Origin of the sequence: Streptomyces xylophagus (genome assembly GCF_000716435.1) — a bacterium.
In the GTDB taxonomy this organism is placed as follows: Bacteria; Actinomycetota; Actinomycetes; order Streptomycetales; family Streptomycetaceae; genus Streptomyces; species Streptomyces xylophagus.
The window spans coordinates 75,837-95,259 of the sequence record NZ_JNWO01000022.1 but is presented as its reverse complement, the minus strand read 5'-3'; the positions used below and the strand labels follow the sequence as shown (position 1 = coordinate 95,259).

The 19,423-nt window shown below is 70.4% G+C and carries 21 protein-coding genes; 16 read left to right on the top strand and 5 right to left on the bottom strand.

The window, feature by feature from the left end:
• Positions 1–12: 12 nt before the first annotated feature.
• Positions 13–483 carry an RDD family protein gene (locus tag OO70_RS38335; protein ID WP_043682413.1) on the bottom strand — a complete coding sequence of 157 codons (471 nt, stop codon included), beginning with the start codon at positions 481–483 and terminating at the stop codon, positions 13–15.
• 198 nt (positions 484–681) lie between these two features.
• Between OO70_RS38335 and glnA the strand changes: the two genes are divergently transcribed.
• The 5 genes from glnA (at position 682) to pspAB (ending at position 5,395) form a co-directional block, all read left to right on the top strand.
• Positions 682–2,091, top strand: a complete 1,410-nt coding sequence (gene glnA / locus OO70_RS38330; protein ID WP_043682236.1) for a type I glutamate--ammonia ligase — start codon at positions 682–684, stop codon at positions 2,089–2,091.
• Between the two features lie 97 nt (positions 2,092–2,188).
• Positions 2,189–2,449 (top strand): SCO2583/SCO2584 N-terminal domain-containing protein, encoded by a 261-nt coding sequence (locus tag OO70_RS38325; protein WP_043682234.1) that lies wholly within the window; start codon positions 2,189–2,191, stop codon positions 2,447–2,449.
• A 2-nt stretch (positions 2,450–2,451) separates the two neighbouring features.
• The gene (locus OO70_RS38320) at positions 2,452–3,762 is read left to right on the top strand and encodes a hypothetical protein (protein ID WP_051742017.1); all 1,311 of its coding nucleotides are present in this window, start codon (positions 2,452–2,454) and stop codon (positions 3,760–3,762) included.
• A gap of 122 nt (positions 3,763–3,884) precedes the next feature.
• On the top strand, positions 3,885–4,808 hold the full coding sequence (gene htpX, locus OO70_RS38315) for a zinc metalloprotease HtpX (RefSeq protein WP_043682232.1): 924 nt from the start codon (positions 3,885–3,887) through the stop codon (positions 4,806–4,808).
• A gap of 2 nt (positions 4,809–4,810) precedes the next feature.
• On the top strand, positions 4,811–5,395 hold the full coding sequence (gene pspAB / locus OO70_RS38310; RefSeq protein WP_043682229.1) for a PspA-associated protein PspAB: 585 nt from the start codon (positions 4,811–4,813) through the stop codon (positions 5,393–5,395).
• Between the two features lie 20 nt (positions 5,396–5,415).
• Here pspAB and OO70_RS38305 read toward each other — a convergent pair whose 3' ends face one another.
• Together OO70_RS38305 and OO70_RS38300 are read right to left on the bottom strand one after the other, a co-directional pair.
• Positions 5,416–5,709: a hypothetical protein gene (locus OO70_RS38305; RefSeq protein ID WP_043682226.1), complete on the bottom strand. Its 294-nt coding sequence runs from the start codon at positions 5,707–5,709 to the stop codon at positions 5,416–5,418.
• 259 nt (positions 5,710–5,968) lie between these two features.
• Positions 5,969–7,309: a DUF2252 domain-containing protein gene (locus OO70_RS38300; RefSeq protein WP_043682223.1), complete on the bottom strand. Its 1,341-nt coding sequence runs from the start codon at positions 7,307–7,309 to the stop codon at positions 5,969–5,971.
• 163 nt (positions 7,310–7,472) lie between these two features.
• On the opposite strand from OO70_RS38300, the gene OO70_RS38295 reads away from it, so the two are divergent.
• On the top strand, positions 7,473–8,663 hold the full coding sequence (locus tag OO70_RS38295) for a winged helix DNA-binding domain-containing protein (protein ID WP_043682220.1): 1,191 nt from the start codon (positions 7,473–7,475) through the stop codon (positions 8,661–8,663).
• Positions 8,664–8,866: 203 nt separating this feature from the next.
• Here OO70_RS38295 and OO70_RS38290 read toward each other — a convergent pair whose 3' ends face one another.
• Entirely contained in the window at positions 8,867–9,181 is a 315-nt protein-coding gene (locus tag OO70_RS38290; protein ID WP_043682408.1) for a hypothetical protein, read from the bottom strand.
• A gap of 276 nt (positions 9,182–9,457) precedes the next feature.
• On the opposite strand from OO70_RS38290, the gene OO70_RS38285 reads away from it, so the two are divergent.
• The 5 genes from OO70_RS38285 to OO70_RS38265 all read left to right on the top strand — a co-directional run bounded on the left by OO70_RS38285 (position 9,458) and on the right by OO70_RS38265 (position 13,570).
• Positions 9,458–10,030, top strand: a complete 573-nt coding sequence (locus OO70_RS38285) for a TetR/AcrR family transcriptional regulator (protein ID WP_043682217.1) — start codon at positions 9,458–9,460, stop codon at positions 10,028–10,030.
• A 50-nt stretch (positions 10,031–10,080) separates the two neighbouring features.
• Entirely contained in the window at positions 10,081–11,274 is a 1,194-nt protein-coding gene (locus OO70_RS38280) for a GDSL-type esterase/lipase family protein (protein WP_043682215.1), read from the top strand.
• Positions 11,275–11,314: 40 nt separating this feature from the next.
• Positions 11,315–11,677, top strand: a complete 363-nt coding sequence (locus tag OO70_RS38275; RefSeq protein ID WP_043682405.1) for an arsenate reductase family protein — start codon at positions 11,315–11,317, stop codon at positions 11,675–11,677.
• 111 nt (positions 11,678–11,788) lie between these two features.
• Entirely contained in the window at positions 11,789–12,775 is a 987-nt protein-coding gene (locus tag OO70_RS38270) for a proline iminopeptidase-family hydrolase (protein WP_158711573.1), read from the top strand.
• A gap of 114 nt (positions 12,776–12,889) precedes the next feature.
• On the top strand, positions 12,890–13,570 hold the full coding sequence (locus OO70_RS38265; protein ID WP_043682214.1) for an RlpA-like double-psi beta-barrel domain-containing protein: 681 nt from the start codon (positions 12,890–12,892) through the stop codon (positions 13,568–13,570).
• 3 nt (positions 13,571–13,573) lie between these two features.
• On the opposite strand, the gene OO70_RS38260 is transcribed toward OO70_RS38265, so the two are convergent.
• Positions 13,574–14,455: an alpha/beta fold hydrolase gene (locus OO70_RS38260; RefSeq protein ID WP_043682212.1), complete on the bottom strand. Its 882-nt coding sequence runs from the start codon at positions 14,453–14,455 to the stop codon at positions 13,574–13,576.
• Positions 14,456–14,531: 76 nt separating this feature from the next.
• On the opposite strand from OO70_RS38260, the gene OO70_RS38255 reads away from it, so the two are divergent.
• The 5 genes from OO70_RS38255 to OO70_RS38235 all read left to right on the top strand — a co-directional run bounded on the left by OO70_RS38255 (position 14,532) and on the right by OO70_RS38235 (position 19,292).
• On the top strand, positions 14,532–14,990 hold the full coding sequence (locus tag OO70_RS38255) for a MarR family winged helix-turn-helix transcriptional regulator (RefSeq protein ID WP_043682209.1): 459 nt from the start codon (positions 14,532–14,534) through the stop codon (positions 14,988–14,990).
• A gap of 256 nt (positions 14,991–15,246) precedes the next feature.
• The gene (glnII, locus tag OO70_RS38250) at positions 15,247–16,275 is read left to right on the top strand and encodes a glutamine synthetase (protein ID WP_043682401.1); all 1,029 of its coding nucleotides are present in this window, start codon (positions 15,247–15,249) and stop codon (positions 16,273–16,275) included.
• A 93-nt stretch (positions 16,276–16,368) separates the two neighbouring features.
• Positions 16,369–17,307 carry a DUF6891 domain-containing protein gene (locus OO70_RS38245; RefSeq protein ID WP_043682206.1) on the top strand — a complete coding sequence of 313 codons (939 nt, stop codon included), beginning with the start codon at positions 16,369–16,371 and terminating at the stop codon, positions 17,305–17,307.
• A gap of 293 nt (positions 17,308–17,600) precedes the next feature.
• Complete coding sequence (locus tag OO70_RS38240; protein ID WP_043682203.1) at positions 17,601–18,194, top strand: winged helix-turn-helix domain-containing protein; 594 nt, start codon at positions 17,601–17,603, stop codon at positions 18,192–18,194.
• Between the two features lie 93 nt (positions 18,195–18,287).
• Entirely contained in the window at positions 18,288–19,292 is a 1,005-nt protein-coding gene (locus tag OO70_RS38235; protein ID WP_078651723.1) for an NAD-dependent epimerase/dehydratase family protein, read from the top strand.
• The last annotated feature ends 131 nt before the right edge of the window (positions 19,293–19,423 follow it).

The following is a 19,423-nucleotide window of genomic DNA, read 5'->3' as shown; positions in this document are numbered from 1 at the left end:
GTACGACTACTGCTAGATCCGCACTTCCACCGTGCGCGCCAACCGGTCGTGCAGCCCCCGCCCGTCCCGGTCCCAGATCAGGGCCGGGATCGCGATGCAGAGGAGGGCCGTGCGGAGCAGGGCGCGGAGGGGGCTCGGGCGGCCGGTGTCGAGGGCGGCCACGCGGAGGCCGAAGAGGCGCTTGCCCGGGGTGAAGCCGATCGTGCCGACCGTGAGGGCGCTCAGGACGAAGAAGACGAGGAGGGCCCAGTTGCCGGTGGCCCCCGGCTTGTAGCCGTGGGTGAGCAGGCCGTATGCGATCAACAGGCACAGAGCCCAGTCGACGGCGAGGGCGCCGAGGCGGCGGCCCGGGCGGGCGATGGAGCCGGGGCCGTCCTCGGGCAGGCCCAGCTGCTCGCCGCGGTAGCCGAAGTCGACACCTGCTCGTTCCGCGGCCTCGCGGGGCCCGGAGAGCCATGAGCCGATTGCATCCCTGTTGTCCACCCGTCCACGGTACTGCCCGCGTTCTGCCATACGGACAGGAGGGGCCAGGCGGCTCAAGACCGGTTAACTTGGGCGAAACAAATGGGTCACGCTTGAGAAATCCCCCGTCCCTAAGGTCGGCTCCAGCGTGTGCCACCGCACTGGCCGCACGAACGAACTACCACCCCGGCACGGACGGTCGGGAGTAGGAGGAGCTGGATGTTCCAGAACGCCGACGAGGCCAAGAAGTTCATCGCGGACGAGGACGTCAAGTTCGTCGACGTCCGATTCTGCGATCTGCCGGGTGTGATGCAGCACTTCACGCTGCCGGCGACGGCCTTCGACCCGGATGAGGAACTCGCCTTCGACGGCTCCTCGATCCGCGGCTTCCAGGCCATCCACGAGTCCGACATGGCGCTCCGCGCCGACCTGTCGACCGCGCGCGTGGACCCCTTCCGCCGCGACAAGACGGTCAACATCAACTTCTTCATCCACGACCCGATCACGGGCGAGCAGTACTCCCGTGACCCGCGCAACGTGGCGAAGAAGGCCGAGGCGTACCTCGCCTCCACCGGCATCGCCGACACCGCGTACTTCGGTCCCGAGGCCGAGTTCTACGTCTTCGACAGCGTGCGCTTCGAGACCAAGGCGAACGAGGCCTTCTACCACATCGACTCCGAGGCGGGCGCCTGGAACACCGGTGCGGTCGAGGACAACCGCGGTTACAAGGTCCGCTACAAGGGCGGCTACTTCCCGACCCCGCCGGTCGACCACTTCGCCGACCTGCGTGCGGAGATCTCCCTGGAGCTGGCCGCGTCCGGCCTCCAGGTCGAGCGCCAGCACCACGAGGTGGGCACCGCCGGCCAGGCCGAGATCAACTACAAGTTCAACACGCTGCTCGCCGCGGCCGACGACCTCCAGCTCTTCAAGTACATCGTGAAGAACGTGGCCTGGCGCAACGGCAAGACCGCGACCTTCATGCCGAAGCCGATCTTCGGTGACAACGGCTCGGGCATGCACGTCCACTCGTCGCTGTGGGCGGGCGGCTCCCCGCTCTTCTACGACGAGGCCGGCTACGCGGGTCTGTCGGACCTCGCCCGCTACTACATCGGCGGCATCCTCAAGCACGCCCCGTCGCTGCTCGCGTTCACCAACCCGACGGTGAACTCGTACCACCGCCTGGTGCCGGGCTTCGAGGCGCCGGTCAACCTGGTGTACTCGCAGCGCAACCGCTCCGCCGCGATGCGCATCCCGATCACTGGCTCCAACCCGAAGGCCAAGCGCGTCGAGTTCCGCGCGCCCGACTCCTCCGGCAACCCGTACCTCGCCTTCTCCGCCCTGCTGCTCGCGGGCCTGGACGGTATCAAGAACAAGATCGAGCCGGCCGAGCCGATCGACAAGGACCTCTACGAGCTGGCCCCCGAGGAGCACGCGGGCGTCGCCCAGGTCCCGACCTCCCTCCCGGCCGTCCTCGACCGCCTCGAGGCCGACCACGAGTTCCTGCTCGCGGGCGACGTCTTCACGCCAGACCTGATCGAGACGTGGATCGACTTCAAGCGCACGAACGAGATCGCGCCGCTGCAGCTGCGTCCGCACCCGCACGAGTTCGAGCTGTACTTCGACGTGTGATCCAACCGATCGAACCGATCGTCGGGTGCCCCCGTCTCTCTTCGGAGAGGCGGGGGCACCGTCGTACACACATTGATTTCCGGGAGGGGCAACGGGGATGGGACAGCAACAGGACGACGAAGACCGCGAGTTCGACCTCAAGTGGGCCGACGGGGCCGAGCACAAGGAGCCCTCCGCGCGGGCCCGGATGCTTGCGGCCCGGTGGAAGGAGAACCCTCCGGGGCCGGTGCCGTTCCGGGGTGAGCCCGAGGGGGTGGGGCCTCGGCGGTCCTCGTGGATATCGACGGTGGTCGTGCTGGGGAGCGTCGCCGCGGTCATCGTGTTGTTGGGGTACGTCAACTTCCGGGCGCCGTACTAGAGATGCGTGAGGACATCAGGCGTGGAGTGGCCGCCGCGGTGCGGCTCGCGCAGGGGGAACCGGTACGGGACGTGCTCGACGTCCGCGATCCGCGCGCGTGGCTCGGGCTGGACACGGGTGCGCGCGAGGACGAGTTCTTCTGCCCGCCGGACGTCGTGCCGTGGGACCGGATGGCCGGTGCCCGCGAGCTCACCGCCGTCCTGCGCGGCCCCGGCCCGCTGACCGAGTCCCAGCTCGCCCTGGCCCTGTGCCACCGGGACGGCCGGATCCGGCAGGCGGCGCTGGACCGGGCCGCCGGGCACCCCGTGCTGCTGCCCCTGGTCGTGCTGCGCTGCGCCGAGTGGGCTCCGCCGGTGCGCGACCGGGCCCGGCAGCGGCTGGCCGAGGGCCTCGACGCCGTGACCGCCGCCTCGCTCGCGCCGATGATCCTGCTCGTCGGCCGCCGCGACCGGGCCGATTTCGCCGTACGCCTGCTCGATGAGACCCTGCGCCGCGCCCCCCGCGACCGGCTCGTCGCGCTCTGCTTCAGTGCCGACCCCGCCGTACGCCGCTACGCCTACCGCCTCGCCGTCGAGGACGGCCTCCTCTCCCCCGCCGAACTCGCCCGCGCCGCTGCCCAGGACACCGACGCCGTCGTCCAGACCGTGTGCGCGGACGCCGCACTGGCCGCCGTAGCGAAGGGCGGGGCGTACGACGAGGTCTTCGGACCGCTGCTCGGGGCGCGCAGTCCCCGCGTTCGTTCCGCCGGGGTCACCGTGCTGCGGCCTGCCGGGCGGGCCGAGCTCGCAGTGGGGTTCCTGGCCGACCGGGCCCCGGTCGTGCGGGCCTGTGCCCGGTATGTCGTACGGCAGGACGGGGTCGATCCGCTGCCGTTGTACCGGGCGTGGTGCGCGGCGCCGGAGCCGGTGCCCGGGGCCGTGATCGGGCTGGCGGAGTGCGGTGGGCGGGCGGACGCCGAGCTGTTGTGGACGCTCGTCGGCCATCCGACGGGGGCGGTGCGAGCGCGGGCCGTGGCCGGGCTGCGGGTGCTGGACGTGGCGGACGTACGACGGTTGCGGCCGTTGCTGGACGATCCGGCGGCCGGGGTCGTGCGTGAGGTGACCGCCGCGCTGCTGCCGTCCGCGGAGCTGGTGCCCGAGGAGTGGCTGACGGAAAGGTTGGGGGCACGGTGGCCCCGGGCGGTGCGGGTCGCCGCGTTCCGGCTGCTCGACGCGCGGGGCGGGGGCGTCCGGCGAGAGGTGGCCGAGGCGCTGTTGGACGATCCGGACGTGAAGCTGCGCGGGTGGGCCGAGCACGCCGTAAAGCGGGGGTGAGGACGACACCCGGATTCACAGGGACCTTTTGCTCCGCCTAGGGCCGATCGGGACCGCTTCATGGGAAGGCGCGGGTGCACACTGGGCGGTGGGACGAGTGCCTGACTGCGGGGTGATGGCAGATGCAGAGCCGCTTCCGGAGCGACCGGCGGCTGACCGTGCGTATGGGTCTGACGCTGTTCCTGCTCGGGCTGTTGTACGTGGCGTTCGTGGCCGCGCTGATCGTGTTGCTGAAGTCCTGGGTGCTGGTCGTGGTGCTCGCCGGTGGGCTGCTCGTCGCGCAGTACTGGTTCTCCGACCGGATCGCGCTGTACGCGATGAAGGGGCGGATCGTGGAGCGGGAGGAGTATCCCGAACTCCACGGTGTGATCGACCGGCTGTGTGCCGTGGCCGATATGCCGAAACCTGTCGTCGCCGTGTCGGACATTGATATGCCCAACGCCTTCGCCACCGGGCGCAATGCCGACAACGCCGTTATCTGCGTGACCACCGGGTTGCTACGGCGGCTGGAGCCGGCCGAGCTGGAGGGTGTGCTCGCGCACGAGCTGTCGCACGTGGCGCACAAGGACGTGGCCGTGATCACGGTGGCTTCGTTCCTCGGGGTGCTCGCCGGGCTCATGGTCCGGTTCGCCTTCTACTCGCAGATCTTCCGGGGGCGGAAGGACCAGAACACGCTGGCCGTCTTCGCCGGGATCATGGGCGTCTCGGCGGCCGTCTACGCGATCAGCTTCCTGCTGATCCGGGCGCTGTCCCGGTACCGGGAGCTGGCGGCGGACCGGGCGGCGGCACTGCTCACCGGGAAGCCCTCGGCGCTGGCGTCCGCGCTCACCAAGGTCGACGGCGACATCGCCCGGATTCCGACGAAGGACCTGCGGACCGCGCAGGCCTTCAACGCCTTCTACTTCAGCCCGGCGACCGGCACCGAGCCCGGTATCTCCAAGTACTTCTCGACGCACCCGAGCCTGGAGCAGCGGCTCGACCAACTGGGGCGGATCTCCGCCGAGTTGGGTGAGGCTGCGGTGCCCGGCATCGACAAGGCGGACTGAGGATGGGGTTGTTGGACATCCTGCTCGGCCGTACGAAACCGGTCGCCCCCGATCTCGACCAGCTGTTCGCGCTGCCCTCGGCGGCGGTGACGCTGGAGGCGGCGGCCGGGTTCAGGGCGACCGGGCGCGGTGCGGTGTGCTTCGCGACGGTGGAGGGCGGGGCGTTCGAGCAGACGCACCGGGAGGTCCAGGCACTCCTTGACGCGGACGCCGAACGCACCGGTCCGCCGGTGGAGTTGACGCAGGACAAGTACGGCTACTCGTGGCTGGTCTCGCGCCGGACACCCGATCAGCTGTCGGCGCTCGTCAACGATCTGCACGCGGTGAACAGCGCGATGGAGGTCAACGGGTTCGGGCCCCAACTGCTGTGTTCGCTGGCGGGGTTCGAGGATGACGGGGGGCGGCGGCTCGCGCTCGTCTATCTCTACAAGCGCGGGACGTTCTTCCCGTTCGCGCCGCTGGCCGGTGACGGGCAGCGGCGCGACAGCTCGCTGGAACTCCAGGTCAAGTCGATGCTCGGCAACGACCTGCGGATCGAGCAGGATCTGAGCCGGTGGTTCCCGGTGTGGGGCGCCCCCGGGTTGTGACAACAGGGCGCCCCACAAGGTCACTTGCTCTGCTCGCGCTGCTGACGGCGGGACTCGATCGGGCGCTCGCGGCGGTAACGGCGCTCCCACTTGGCCTGCTTGTCACGGCGGTCGCGGTACGCGCGGTAGCTCGACGGGGTGGCTCCTGAGGAGGAACCTCCGGACGACGAGGACGACGTCGAGGAGGAGGACGAGGAGTTCCGCCCGTACTGGAGGTACAGGAAGAGGACGGCGACTGCGGCCAGCCACCAGACGTGGTTGCTGAAGCCGAAGAGGACCAGGACGACGGTTCCAGATAGGACGATGGTGCCCATGACGGGCCTCCGTGGGCGTGGGTGTGGTGTCTGAGCGATGTGAACGTGTCCGACAGGGCGCTGGGGTGGGCGGCCGACCGTCGGTGGGTTGGGTGCGAACGAGAGTAGCGCCGACTCCGCAGGGTGACGCCTCCCCTGCGTGAAACGGTGGTGACCTGCTCCGGAATGCGTCTCCAGCGTAGGGAGTCGGTCACTCGGTGTGCATCTTCTTTTCCCCGGGCTGGAGTTGGGGGTGTCGGACGTGGTGTCGGACGTGGTGTCAGATGCCCGGTGCCGCCGTGACCACGCCCGCCGCGACGGCCGCGTTGAGGGTCGCGTGGTCGGTGGTGGTCTGGGTGGCGTAGGCCGAGGCGAAGTCGGCCACGGCGTGTTCGAAGGTGTCGGTGCCGCCCAGGTACGCGGCGATGGCGATCCGGTCGCCGGAGCGGGCGTGGGCGCGGGCCAGCGCGGTGCCGCACAGGCGGCCGTAGGCGAGGAGTTCGGCCGGGCCCATGCCGGCGACGTCCGCGGAGCCCTTCATGTCGCGCAGCTGGCGCCAGTAGAAGGCGCGGCCCTGTGGGCCCGTCATCCAGCCGAGGAAGATGTCGCTGGCGGCCTGGAGCAGCCGTTGCCCGGCTACGACCCGGTGGCCGGGGTGGACGTACGGTCCGCTCGGCAGGTGCTCCTCCAGTACGGACTTCCGCGCCTCCTTGATCTGCAGGAACAGCGGGTCGTCCTGGTCGCGCCCGGCGAGCAGCACGATGAAGCAGCGGGTGCCGACACTGCCGACGCCGACGACCTTGCGGGCGGCGTCGACGAAGCGGTAGCGGTCCAGGAGCAGGCGGCGCTCCTCGGAGAGGGTGGAGCGGTAGTCGCTGAAGATCTTGCGCAGGGAGGCCATGTCGGCGGCGCCGGCCGGTTCCAGGAGGGGCGGGTCGTGGACGATACGGCGGCGGCCGTCGACGGTCTCGGTCAGTTTGCCGACGGCGTGCAGGCTGGTGCGGCGGCGGGCCCGTGTGAGGCTGGACTCGACCCGGCGGCGGTTGCGGGCGGAACGGACCAGGGGCAGCAGGCTGTCGGCGTCGATCCGGTCGTACCAGACGGCGAGTTCGCCCTTGCGGGCCAGAGCGCGCAGCGCCGTGCGGTACGCGGCGGTCGCCTCCAGCGCGGCGCGGTGGGCCTTCGCGGGGCTGTGGCCGTTCTCGCGGCCGGCGACGGCCACGCTCGCGGCGAGGCGTTTGACGTCCCACTCGAAGGGGCCCGGGAACGTCTCGTCGAAGTCGTTGAGGTCGAAGAGCAGGGCGCGTTCCGGGGAGGCGTACAGGCCGAAGTTGAGGAGGTGCGCGTCGCCGCACAGCTGCACGGTGAGACCGGTGTGCGGCTGGGACGCGAGGTCGGCGGCCATCACGGCGGCGGAGCCGCGGAAGAAGGCGAAGGGGGAGGCTGCCATGCGGCCGTACCGGATGGGGAGGAGTTCCGGGAGTCGGTCCCGGCCTTGTCGCTCCAGTACGGCTACGGGGTCCGGGCGGTCCACGGAGGGGATCCAGCCGGCGTGTGCGGAACGGGCGACGCGTCTACGCGCAGCGCGGCCTCGGTCTGCTCGGTCAGCGGGCGTGGTCATGTGCCGTGTCTCCGCATGCCGCCGCCTCCCGGGGTTCCGCCGCCTGTTGCTACGCAGTGAAAGCGGGGGGTGAGGTGGCCGCATGTCGGATGCGGCGTTTGAGTGAACGAGCGCGTTTACTCTCGGACGAGAAACGCACGCATCTCTCCGAGCGGAGGCCGGGATGAGTGGCAACCCGCGTTACATCGCACCGCCCGAACGGCGCGCCCGTCTCGCCCTGCGCCATCGCCTCGCCGCAAGCACCCGCGCCACGGCCCCCGAAGACGTCGCCGATTCCCTCGTCGCCCTCCACGGCAGCGACCCCGCAGCGGTGTACCTCGCCGTGGGCGCACGCCTCGCCGACTCGAGCGGCACCGTGTCGGAGACCGCCCGCGCCCTGTACGAGGACCGCACCCTGCTCCGTATGCACGGCATGCGGCACACGGTGTTCGTGTTCCCCACCGAGCTGACCGCCGTCGTGCACGCCTCGACGGGACTCGCCGTCGCCGCCCGTGAACGGGCCTCCCTGCTCAAGAACATGGCGAAGGCCGGGGCCCCGGACGCGGTCTGGCTGAAGGAGGTCGAGGACGCGGCCCTCGCCGCGCTGGCCCGGCGCGGACAGGCGACGGCGGCCGAACTCGCCCAGGACGAGCCGAGGTTGAAGGAACAGTTCGTGTACGCGGCCGGCAAGAGCTACGAGGGCGTCCACACCGTGTCGACCCAACTGCTGAGGGTGCTCGGCGTGGAGGGCAAGGTGGTGCGGGGGCGACCTTTGGGTTCGTGGACGTCGAACCAGTTCCGCTGGGCGGTGGCACCCGAACATCCCGAACTGGACGTGGCGGAGGCCCAGTCGACCCTGCTGCGGCGCTGGCTCAGCACCTGTGGTCCGGCCACGGAAGCCGACCTGAAGTGGTGGACGGGGTGGCGGGTGACGGACGTTCGCCGGGCACTGGCGACGATCGGCGCGGAGCCGGTGACCCTGGACGAGGGCACGGGTTACGTGGCCGCCGGGGACCTCGCTCCGCTGGCCGGCCCCGCCGAACCCTGGGCGGCACTGTTGCCGGCGCTCGATCCGACGGCGATGGGCTGGCAGCAACGGGACTGGTACCTGACACCGGAGCTGCGCCCCGCGCTGTTCGACTACAGCGGCAACGTGGGGCCGACGGTGTGGTGGAACGGCCGGGTGGTGGGAAGTTGGGCGCAACGGGCCGGGGCCGACGGGGAGATCGTGTGGCGGGTGCTCGACCGGGAGGGGGTCGGTCGAGAGGCGGAGGCCGCGATCGGGGAGGCGGCGGAGCGGTTGCGGGGGTGGGTGGGGACGACTCGGGTGACGCCGAGGTTCCGGACGCCGGTGGAGCGGGAGTTGTCGGCGTAGGGGGTGTTGGGGGTGCAGGGGGTGCAAGGGGCGTTGTGGGTGCAGGGCGTACCCCTCGGCGCCGGCCGGCACAATCCAGCCCGTCCGGCGTTTGAGGACGAGGCCCCTTCAGGGCCGAAGCGGGGGGCTGGGGGCGGCAGCTCCCAGAGACCCCCGCACCGGGGCCGGGCGCCCAAGAAACGCAGGGCACCCGGCGCCACAGCTCAGCGCGAGTACCGCATCAGCGCCCGCACCATGTGACACGTCGTCTCCGACGGCGGGTGAACACCGATCAGTTCCGCGGTCGATCGGATCGTCTCGTTGCGGGCCTGGTTCGGGACGTACACGCCCGAGTCGAGCAGGGCGATCGCGAGCCGCATCGCCTTGAGGCGGCGGTTGTGCGTGACGTACCAATCCCGCGGGCGTCCGGGCGGCAGCGGCCGCTTCTCCACGGGCACGTAGGGCAGGTCGAGCTGGACGGAACGCTTCGCGGTGGACTGGGTCGGCAACGGCTTCGGCTTCAGTGCGGCAGCGGGCACGGACATCCTCCTGTCGCGGTCAGGGCGCCGTCCGGACCTCCCGGCGACACCCTCGAACACTGCTCACAGTTTACCGCCCGCCACTGACATCCAGCGAGTCCACGACGTTCGTCAAATGCCCTGGTGGAGACGGATGTTGCCGCCATGTCACCGGTGATCCGGGAGGTATGCGTGAGGCTTCGGGAAATTCGAACACCGGCCATTTCACCCCTTCTGGCATTTGCCTAAACCCTTTAGGCAAATGCATAATCTGTATCGCTGATCGAAAGGAAGGTCATGGCCAGAGCAGGACTGACCCCGGAGCGGCTGACCCTCGCGGGGGCCGAGCTGGCCGACGAGGTCGGCTTCGACCAGGTGACCCTCTCGGCACTCGCCCGGCGGTTCGACGTCAAGGTCGCGAGTCTGTACTCGCACCTGAAGAACTCCCAGGAACTCCGGACCAGGATCGCCCTGTTCGCCCTGGAGGAACTCGCCGACCGGGTCGCCGACGCCCTCGCCGGACGCGCCGGCAAGGACGCCCTGGCCGCCTTCGCGGACGCCTACCGCGACTACGCCCGGGAGCACCCCGGCCGCTACGACGCCGCCCGGCTCCGGCTCGACCCCGAGACGGCCGCCGCCAGCGCGGGCGTACGGCACGCGCAGATGACGCGGGCGATCCTGCGCGGCTACGACCTGGCCGAGCCGGACCAGACACACGCGGTCCGGATGCTGGGCAGCGTCTTCCACGGCTACGTCAGCCTGGAGCTGGCCGGAGGCTTCGAGCACAGCGCACCCGACGCACGGGAGTCCTGGGCCTGGGTCGTCGACTCCCTCGACACCCTGCTCCGGAACCGGGGCACCACCCCCTGACCGCTTTCCGAACATCCCGGAAATTCCGATCACCAGGCTGAGGCAGAGCAATGAGCACCGAGCACCACACCACGACCACCACCCCCGTCACCGCCGACATGCTGCGCGGCTTCCTCGACGTGGAAGCGACCGCGCACGGTCTGCTGCCGCACCGGCTGCCCGCACGGGCGCGCCGTCAGATCCCCGACGACCAACTGGCCGTGGCCGAGGCCCAACCCTCCGGTGTACGGCTGGTCTTCCGCACCCGGGCCACCACGATCGAGCTGGACACACTGCCCACCAAGCGCGTCTACCAAGGGTTCCCGGCCCCGGCGGACGGCGTGTACGACCTCCTCGTCGACGGCCGTCTCACTGCCCAGGCCACGGTCGCCGGTGGCAACGTGCGCACGATCACCGACATGGTCACCCAGTCCGCCGAGGTGACGGAGGGGCCGCCCGGCACCGCCCGGTTCACCGAACTGCCCGCCGGTGACAAGGACATCGAGATCTGGCTCCCGCACACGGAGATCACGGAGTTGATCGCCCTGCGCACCGACGCGCCCGTCGAGAAGGCGCCGGACAGCGGGCGCAAGGTGTGGCTGCATCACGGGAGTTCCATCAGCCACGGCTCCAACGCCACGCATCCGAGCGGCACTTGGCCGGCCCTCGCAGCCGCGCTGGGTGAAGTGGAGCTCGTCAACCTGGGGTTCAGCGGCAGCGCGCTGCTCGACCCGTTCACCGCCCGTGCGATGCGCGACACCCCGGCGGACCTGATCAGCGTCAAGGTCGGCATCAACGTCGTCAACACCGACGCGATGCGCCTGCGCGCGTTCACCCCCGCGGTCCACGGCTTCCTCGACACCCTCCGCGAGGGGCATCCGACCACACCCTTGCTGGTCGTGTCCCCTCTCCTGTGCCCGGTCCAGGAGGACACCCCCGGTCCGCTCGCGCCCGACTTCGACGGCGGGACCCTGCGGTTCAGGGCGACCGGCGATCCGGCCGAACGTGCCGCCGGGCGCCTGACGCTCACCGTCATCCGCGACGCGCTCGCCGGGGTCGTGGCACAGCGGGCGGCCGACGATCCGAACCTGTACTACCTCGACGGCCTCGACCTCTACGGCGAGTCGGACCACGCCGAGTTCCCGCTGCCCGACGATCTCCACCCCGATCCGGCGGGACACCGCCGCATCGGCGAGAACTTCGGGCGGCTCGTGTTCGGCGAGGGCGGTCCGTTCGCGAACGGGACGGCCCGACCCGGAGGGTGATCGCGCCGTCGGCCAGGCGGTCATGGGTACCGTGAACCCCATGGAGATCTGGATCAACCCGGCCTGTTCCAAGTGCCGCAGCGCCGTGAGTCTGCTCGATGCCGAGGGGGCCGAGTACACCGTCCGCCGCTATCTGGAGGACGTGCCGAGCGAGGACGAGATCAGGGACGTACTGAAGCGCCTCGGGCTCGAACCGTGGGACATCACGCGCACCCAGGAAGCCGTGGCGAAGGAGCTGGGGCTCAAGGAGTGGGCGCGGGACGGGAGTTCGCGGTCGCGGTGGGTGACGGCGCTGGCCGAGCATCCGAAGCTGATCCAGCGGCCGATCATCACCGCGGACGACGGCACGGCGCTGGTCGCGCGCAGCGACGAGGCCGTACGGGACGCGTTGTCCCGCCAGTGAGCCGGCCCGCCTCCGCTCGCGGTAGGTCAAGTGACCGATGCGCGGCCGAGTCAAGCTGACAGAAGGTTGTCCGGACATCGCGTGTCGCACGAGAGCGGGGAGTCCCTCACGATGATCAGCCGTCGCAGCGTTCTCAAGTCGTCCGGCGCCGTGGCCGCCGGCGGCTTCGTGCCCGTGGTCGCCCCGGACCGGAACGGCTCCGGCGGTGAGGCCTCCCAACTCCGGCCCGGTGAGCGGTACATCGACGTCCCCGGCGGTCGGGTCTGGGCGAACGTCGTCGGGAGCGGGCGGCGTCCGGCGCTGCTCGTGCTGCACGGCGGGCCCGGTGCGGGGCACGACTATCTCGAGTCCCTCGGCGATCTGGCCGACGACCGGCCGGTCGTGTTCTACGACCAACTCGGCTGCGGGCGTTCGGAGAAGCCCGACAACCCGGCGCTCTGGGTGGTCGACCGGTTCGTCGCCGAGGTCGAGACGGTCAGGCGCGCGCTCGGTCTGCGGCGCTTCCATCTGTACGGGCACTCGTGGGGCGGCTGGCTCGCCATCGAGTACCTGTTGCGCCAGCCGCGCGAGGTGGGCGCCGTCGTGCTGGCCAGCACCTCGTCGAGCGCACCTCAATTCGTCGCGGGCACCCGGCAGTTGCGCACCCTCCTCCCCGCCGACGTGCAACAGGTGCTGGACGAGTACGAGGCGAAGGGCGACTACACCGCGCCCGAGTACCTCGACGCGGTGAACGTCTTCTACGCCAACTTCTTCTGCCGTCTGGACCCGTACCCCGAAGCCCTGTTGCGCAGTGCCGCGAACGTCGACGGCAACCAGGTGTACGCCACGATGAACGGGCCGAACGAGTTCGTGATGACCGGCAACCTCGCTTCCTGGGACCGGACTTCGCAGCTGCGCCGGATCAGGAGGCCCGTCCTGCTGACGCGTGGGCGCTACGACGAGTTCGCCGTGGACTGCACGGACACGCTGGAGGAACGGCTCCCCTTCACCGAGCGGGTCGAGTTCCCGCACAGCGCGCACATGGCGATGTGGGAGGACCGGGAGGCGTACATGCGCACCCTCGGATCGTTCCTGTCGGACTGGGACCGGGCGCACTGACCCCCAACACCCTTGTGACGCACGTCACTTATGTGACTCCTGTGTCCGCTGAGTTACATCGTTCGGTATCCCGTACATAGCGGCGTACGCTCCCCTACCCCACAGGAGACGCGCATGTCGCGCAGGAGAACCGCCAGCACGAAGAAGAAGCTGGCGCTGCTGGTCACCGCCGCGGCGGTCGCGGGAGGCGGGGCCTTCGCTCTCGCCACCACGTCGAACGCGTCGCAGTCGACCGCGCAGAACGCCAAGACCCTGTCCGCCGCGAACTCGACGGTCTGCCAGGGCCTCGCGACCGCGCTCGGCAACAACCAGAGTTTCATCGCCGGCCAGAAGGCCAGTCCCGACGCCCAGTCGGCGGCGCGGATCGCCAACCGCGAGGCGGTCATCGCGCAGATCAAGGTGCAGCAGAAGGCGTCCGGTTGTGCGGTTGGGGAGTCGGCTCAGGGCTCCCAGACCACGCAGCCGGCGCAGTCGGCACCCGCGGCCACGGCCACCGCCAAGGCGACCCCGCCCGCGGGCAACACCGGCGGCGGAGCCGCTGCCGCCGGCAGCCAGGTGTGCAACGGCTCGACCGTCACGCTCTCCGGCGAGGCCGGTGCGCCCGCCGCGTCCAGCAACCAGTTCCCGGCCGGCACGACGCTGAAGGTCACCAACCTGGACAACAACAAGTCCACGACGGTGAAGGTCACTTCGGTCTCCGGCAGCTGTGTCCTGCTGAACAACGCGGCTTTCGAACAGGTCCGTGAGCCCGGCAAGTTCCTGATCCGCCGGGCCCTGATCCAGAAGGTGGGGTGACGCTCAGGATCCGAGAAAACCGGTGAGGTGACGGCCCAGTCGCTCAGGTGCGGCCTGCGGCAGCGCGTGATGGGAGACGTCCGCCAGGATGTCGGTCTCCACGTGCGGCAGCAGTTCGCCCGCCCGGGCCGCCACCAGGTACGTGTCATGGGTCCTGCTGTTTCCGGCCAGAAGCAGCAGGACCGGCGCGTTCAGCCCGCGCAGCGCGTCCGGCGCCGGGCGGGGACCGGTCACCGGTTTCACGGACGGGAACCCCGCGCCCGCCTCCTGGAGGCGCAGCCAGTCGGGGTCCAGCGGCACTCCCCCGGTCTCCCACTCCAGGAACGCGCGGACCCGGCGCGCGGTGGGCCGTAGCAGCATCGGCAGGGCATGCAGCAGATACGCCGTCTCGAACCCGGCGAAGCACTGGGTCGGGTCGAGGAGGAACAGACGGCGTACTCGGGCGGGCGCGTGCAGTGCGTAGTGCAGCGCGATCCAGCCACCGTAGGAATGACCGCCGAGATCGACGGCCGACGTCTCCGACCTCACGCCCAGGCCGTCGAGCAGCGCGTCCAGCCAGGACATCAGGTCGGCCACGGTGCGCGGGCGCCGGCCGACGGCCGGGACGCTGCGGCCCGGGGCGCCGATCAGATCGACGGCGTGGACGCGGTGACCGGCGCGGGCGAGTTCGCCGACCTGGGCGTACCAGGATGCCGAGGTCGCACCCCCGCCGCCCGGCAGCAGCACCAGCGGACGCCCGTCGACGGGCCCGCACACATTCACACACGTCCCACCGAACGGCGTCGGGACGGTCACCTCCTCCCGCTCACCGGGCCACTTCGCCATGACCTTGTCGTACGCCGACTCGAACCCACCGATGTCGAACGCGCCGCCACGTATGCCCATGCCGCCCACCTCTCCCTCCCCGTATTATCTCGCTCAGCGAGATACTCGGCGAGCGAGATAATAGTCGGAGGCGGTCATGCGGAACCAGGGGGCAGGCACCGGGCCGGAGATGGAGATCGTCCATCTCCTACGCGCCGTGGCGGTCGAACTCGGCCTGCACAGCGCCCGGTTCGCGAACCAGAACGGTATGCACCCCACGGACGTACGCGCCCTGATCGCCCTCATGGACGCGGCGCGAGCCGGCGAGGAGATGACGGCGGGGCGGCTCGGCAGCGCCCTCGGGCTCAACTCGGCGGGGACCACCGCCCTCGTCGACCGGCTGGAGCGGGCCGGGCATGTGCGGCGGGTGCGGAGCGAGGGGGACCGGCGCAGGGTGGTGGTCGAAGTGGACCAGCGGGCGGTCGAACTCGGGCAGGCCTTCTTCGGTCCGCTCATCGGCAGCGCCGTGGACCTCCTCCAGGGCTACGACGAACGCGAACTCGCCGCGATCCGGAGCTTCCTGGAAGGGGTCCGCGAGGCCGCCGCCGAGGGCTAACCCCATCGCATACGAGCCGTCCGCCCGTGCTCGTCCCCGCGCGTCTGCGACTGCGAACAGCGTTCTCAGCGGCCTGCCGTGCACAGGCCACGTGAATCGCGCCACAGCATCACCCGGTAACACGGGGTTCACAATCGAGCAATGATCGGGAAATCGCATGTTGACAGGCTGCCGGGCATGAATCGCGGCGCTCCAGTGCCGCTGCGCCGCAGCACCCGCAAGTGCGACGAATGACCCACCCCGAAGGATGTGGCCCGTGACCTTCAAGGCTGAGTACATCTGGATCGACGGCACCCAGCCGACGGCCAAGCTCCGTTCCAAGACGAAGATTCTGGCCGACGACGCCAAGGGCGCCGAGCTCCCGATCTGGGGCTTCGACGGGTCGTCCACGAACCAGGCCGAGGGGCACTCCTCGGACCGCGTGCTCAAGCCGGTCGCCAGCTTCCCGGACCCGATCCGCGGCGGCGACGACATCCTCGTCATGTGCGAGGTCCTCGAGATCGACATGACGCCGCACGAGTCCAACACCCGTGCCGCGCTGGTCGAGGTCTCCGAGAAGTACGCCGCGCAGGAGCCGATCTTCGGCATCGAGCAGGAGTACACCTTCTTCGACGGCGCCCGTCCGCTGGGCTTCCCCGAGGGCGGCTTCCCGGCCCCCCAGGGCGGCTACTACTGCGGTGTCGGCGCCGACGAGATCTTCGGCCGCGAGATCGTCGAGGCCCACCTGGAGAACTGCCTCAAGGCCGGTCTCGCGATCTCGGGCATCAACGCCGAGGTCATGCCCGGCCAGTGGGAGTTCCAGGTCGGCCCGGTCTCCCCGCTGGAGGTCTCCGACCACCTGTGGATCGCCCGCTGGCTGCTCTACCGCACCGCCGAGGACTTCGGCATCTCCGCGACCCTCGACCCCAAGCCGGTCAAGGGCGACTGGAACGGCGCGGGCGCGCACACCAACTTCTCCACCAAGGCGATGCGCGAGGGCTACGACGCGATCATCACCGCGTGCGAGTCCCTCGGCGAGGGCTCCAAGCCCCTCGACCACGTCAAGCACTACGGCGCCGGCATCGACGACCGTCTGACGGGCCTGCACGAGACCGCCCCGTGGAACGAGTACTCCTACGGCGTCTCCAACCGCGGCGCCTCGGTCCGTATCCCGTGGCAGGTCGAGAAGGACGGCAAGGGCTACATCGAGGACCGTCGCCCGAACGCCAACGTCGACCCGTACCTCGTGACCCGCCTCATCGTCGACACGTGCTGCTCCGCGCTGGAGAAGGCCGGCCAGGTCTGATCGGTCTGATCCCCACCCGCTTCCGCGAAGAGGCGTCCACCGTCGTGGTGGGCGCCTCTTCGCGTTGTCAGTGGTGCGTGCCAGTCTTGATCCATGGACATCCACGGGGGCATCGACGCGGGTCTCGACATCAAGGTCGAGACGGAGAACGGGCGGACGTACACACGCGTTTCGGCGGTACGGCTGCGGGAGCTGGTGGCGCGGATCGGGGGCGCCGACGACCGTTTCCTGGTCGTGCAGCGGATACCCGACCTCCCGGACGTGTTCGCGCAGGTGTGGCACGAGGAGGGCGGGGACTACCGGCTGGAACACCGGCTGAGTGAGGACCGGTTCTACGGTACGAACCTCACGGACCCGGTGCGCGTGGCGGAGCTGCTGACCGGCTGGGCACGGCAGGCAGCCGGCGCCGAGTGGGCCGCGGGTGTCGTGTGGGAGCCGGTCGACCTCGGTCCCCGGGAGGACGTTCCCGAGCTGCCGGACGAGGTGCGGGAGAAGGTCGAGGAGCGGGTCCGGACCCGGCTGCGCTGCGGCTACGACAGCCGGAAGGTGCTGACCGAGATCGCCGAGGAGTGGCTGGTCGACGGCGACGAGCGGCCGGTGTCCCGTGCGCAGGCCGCGCGAGTGGTGGACCGGCTGTGGCTGGAGCAGGTCGCCGAACAGGCGGGCTGGGAAGGCGTCACCGACCCCGACCGGCTCACCCGCGCCTTCGAGGCGCTGGACGCGAGCGGCATCACCGCCCGAGAGAACTTCGCCTGCTGCCGGGGCTGCGGCCTCGCGGAGATAGGCGCGGAGCGCGAGGGGGCACGCGGTTTCGTCTTCTTCCACCAGCAGGTCACGGAACACGCCGTCGAGGGGTACGGACTCGCGCTGCACTACGGCGGGTTCGACGGCTCGGCCGGGACCACCACGGCCGTCGGGCACGAGGTCCTGGCCGCCCTCCGTGCCGCCGGGCTGTCCGCCGACTGGGACGGCAATCCGGACAAGGCGATCGACGTCAAGCCGCTGACCTGGCACAAACGACTGGTCGGATGAGGGGTGGGGCGTCGACTTCACGCCAAGGAAGCGTCCAGGCTGTGAGAGGAGGGTCCTGTTGCGGGCGTGTGTCTGGTTCAATGGGCGCATGGGCAACTACCAGAAGTGCGGAGCGACGGGTCGCCATGACCTCGAGCCCTTCTGGCCTTCCCGTCAGCACCATGACTTCGACCGGGTGTGTTGTCGCGCGATGAACGCGCCGGCCCTCTAAAGCCGTACACCTTCGGCCTCCGGCCAGCGCGACTCGACGTACGTCCCTCGACGAACCTCTCGCGCGAAAGAGCTGACCTCTCATGGCGATCATCCGTTCTCTGTCCTCCGCCACGCTCAACGCTCCGGCCCCCTCCCCCGCCCCGACCGGCACGCGGCACCATCTGCGCGCCGTCGACCGGGACGAGGTGATCGACGTGGCGGAGTTCCTGCCGCCGGGCGCCACCTGGCTGCCCGCGCCGCCGCACACGCTGCCCACGCTTCCGGGGCAGCCGCCGATGGTCGGGTACCTCGTCCTCATCCCGGCCGACAGCCCGCACCTCACCCGGACCGGCCACCCCGACGTCCTGCCCGACGGCGTACCCGGCATCACCGCCGGCGCCGAACCGCTCGTCCGGATCGACACCGTGCAGCGCACCGCGCAGCTGAACGGTGAGGAACTCGACCTCACGTACCTGGAGTTCGAGCTGCTCGCCCACCTGGTGGCCCACCCCAACCGGGTGCACACCCGCGACCAGTTGGTCACCACGGTGTGGGGCTACGGACACGTGGGCGACGGCCGTACCGTCGACGTCCACATCGCCCGGCTGCGCCGCAAGCTGGGCGTCGAGCACCGCAAGGCGATCCAGACGGTGCGGCGGGTCGGGTACAAGTACACACCGCCTACCGCGCGTTGACCATCAGCCGGTCCATCGCCGACCGCCCGTTGATCGTCTGCTGACGGCAGATTCGCGTTCCGTTCCGTGGGCCTCGCGGGCAGAGTCGTCGGTATGAGACTTCTGGTGCTGGGCGGTACGGAGTTCGCGGGACGGGCCGTCGTGGAGGCTGCCCTCGGCCGGGGCTGGGAGGTGACCGTCCTCAACCGGGGACGGCACGAGCCCCCGGCCGGGGTACGGGCGTTGCGGGGCGACCGCACCGCGCCCGGTGGGCTCGCCGCGCTGGCCGAGGGCGAGTGGGACGCCGTGATCGACACCTGGTCGGCGGCGCCGCGCGCGGTGCACGACGCTGCGCGGCTGCTTGCCGACCGGGTGGGCCGGTATGTGTACGTGTCGAGCTGCTCGGTGTACGCGTGGGCGCCGCCCGCCGGGTACGGCGAGGACGCGCCCCTCGTCGAGGGGGCCGAGCCCGACGCCGAGAAGACCGACTACGCGCGGGACAAGCGGGGCGGGGAGCTCGCGGCGCTGGGGGCGTTCGGGGCGGAGCGGTCGGTGTTCGCGCGGGCGGGGTTGATCCTCGGGCCGTACGAGAACATCGGGCGGTTGCCGTGGTGGCTGACCCGGGTCGCGCGGGGTGGGCCGGTGTTGGCTCCTGGGCCTCGGGATCTTGCCCTTCAGTATGTCGATGTGCGGGATCTTGCGGAGTGGTTGCTCGGGTCTGTGGAGCGGGAGTTGAGCGGGGCGTTCAATCTGATCTCCGCGCAGGGGCACGCGACGATGGGTTCGTTCCTGGACGCGTGTGTGCGGGTCACCGGTGGGGGCGCCGAGTTGCGGTGGACCGATCCTGAGGTGGTGCTCGGGGCGGGTATCGAGCCGTGGACTCAGTTGCCGGTGTGGATTCCGGCCGGCAGTGAGGGATACGACGCGTTGCACAGTGCGGATGTGTCTCGGGCGCTTTCGACTGGGCTGAGCTGTCGTTCTGTCGAGGAGACCGTGGCTGATACGTGGGGGTGGTTGCAGGGCATCGGGGGTTCCGCGCCCCAGCGGCCGGATCGGCCGGCGGTCGGGCTTGACCCTGTTGTGGAGGCGAAGGTGCTTGGGGTGCCGCTGGAGTGGTAGTTCGTTGGGCGCGGGTGCGTGGGGGCTGGTCGCGCCCACGCGGCGGAGCCGCATATCGACACAGCCCCGCGCCCCTGAAAACCAAAAACCACCGGTGTTGGTAGCGACACCCCTGTCACGGTGGCCCGGCC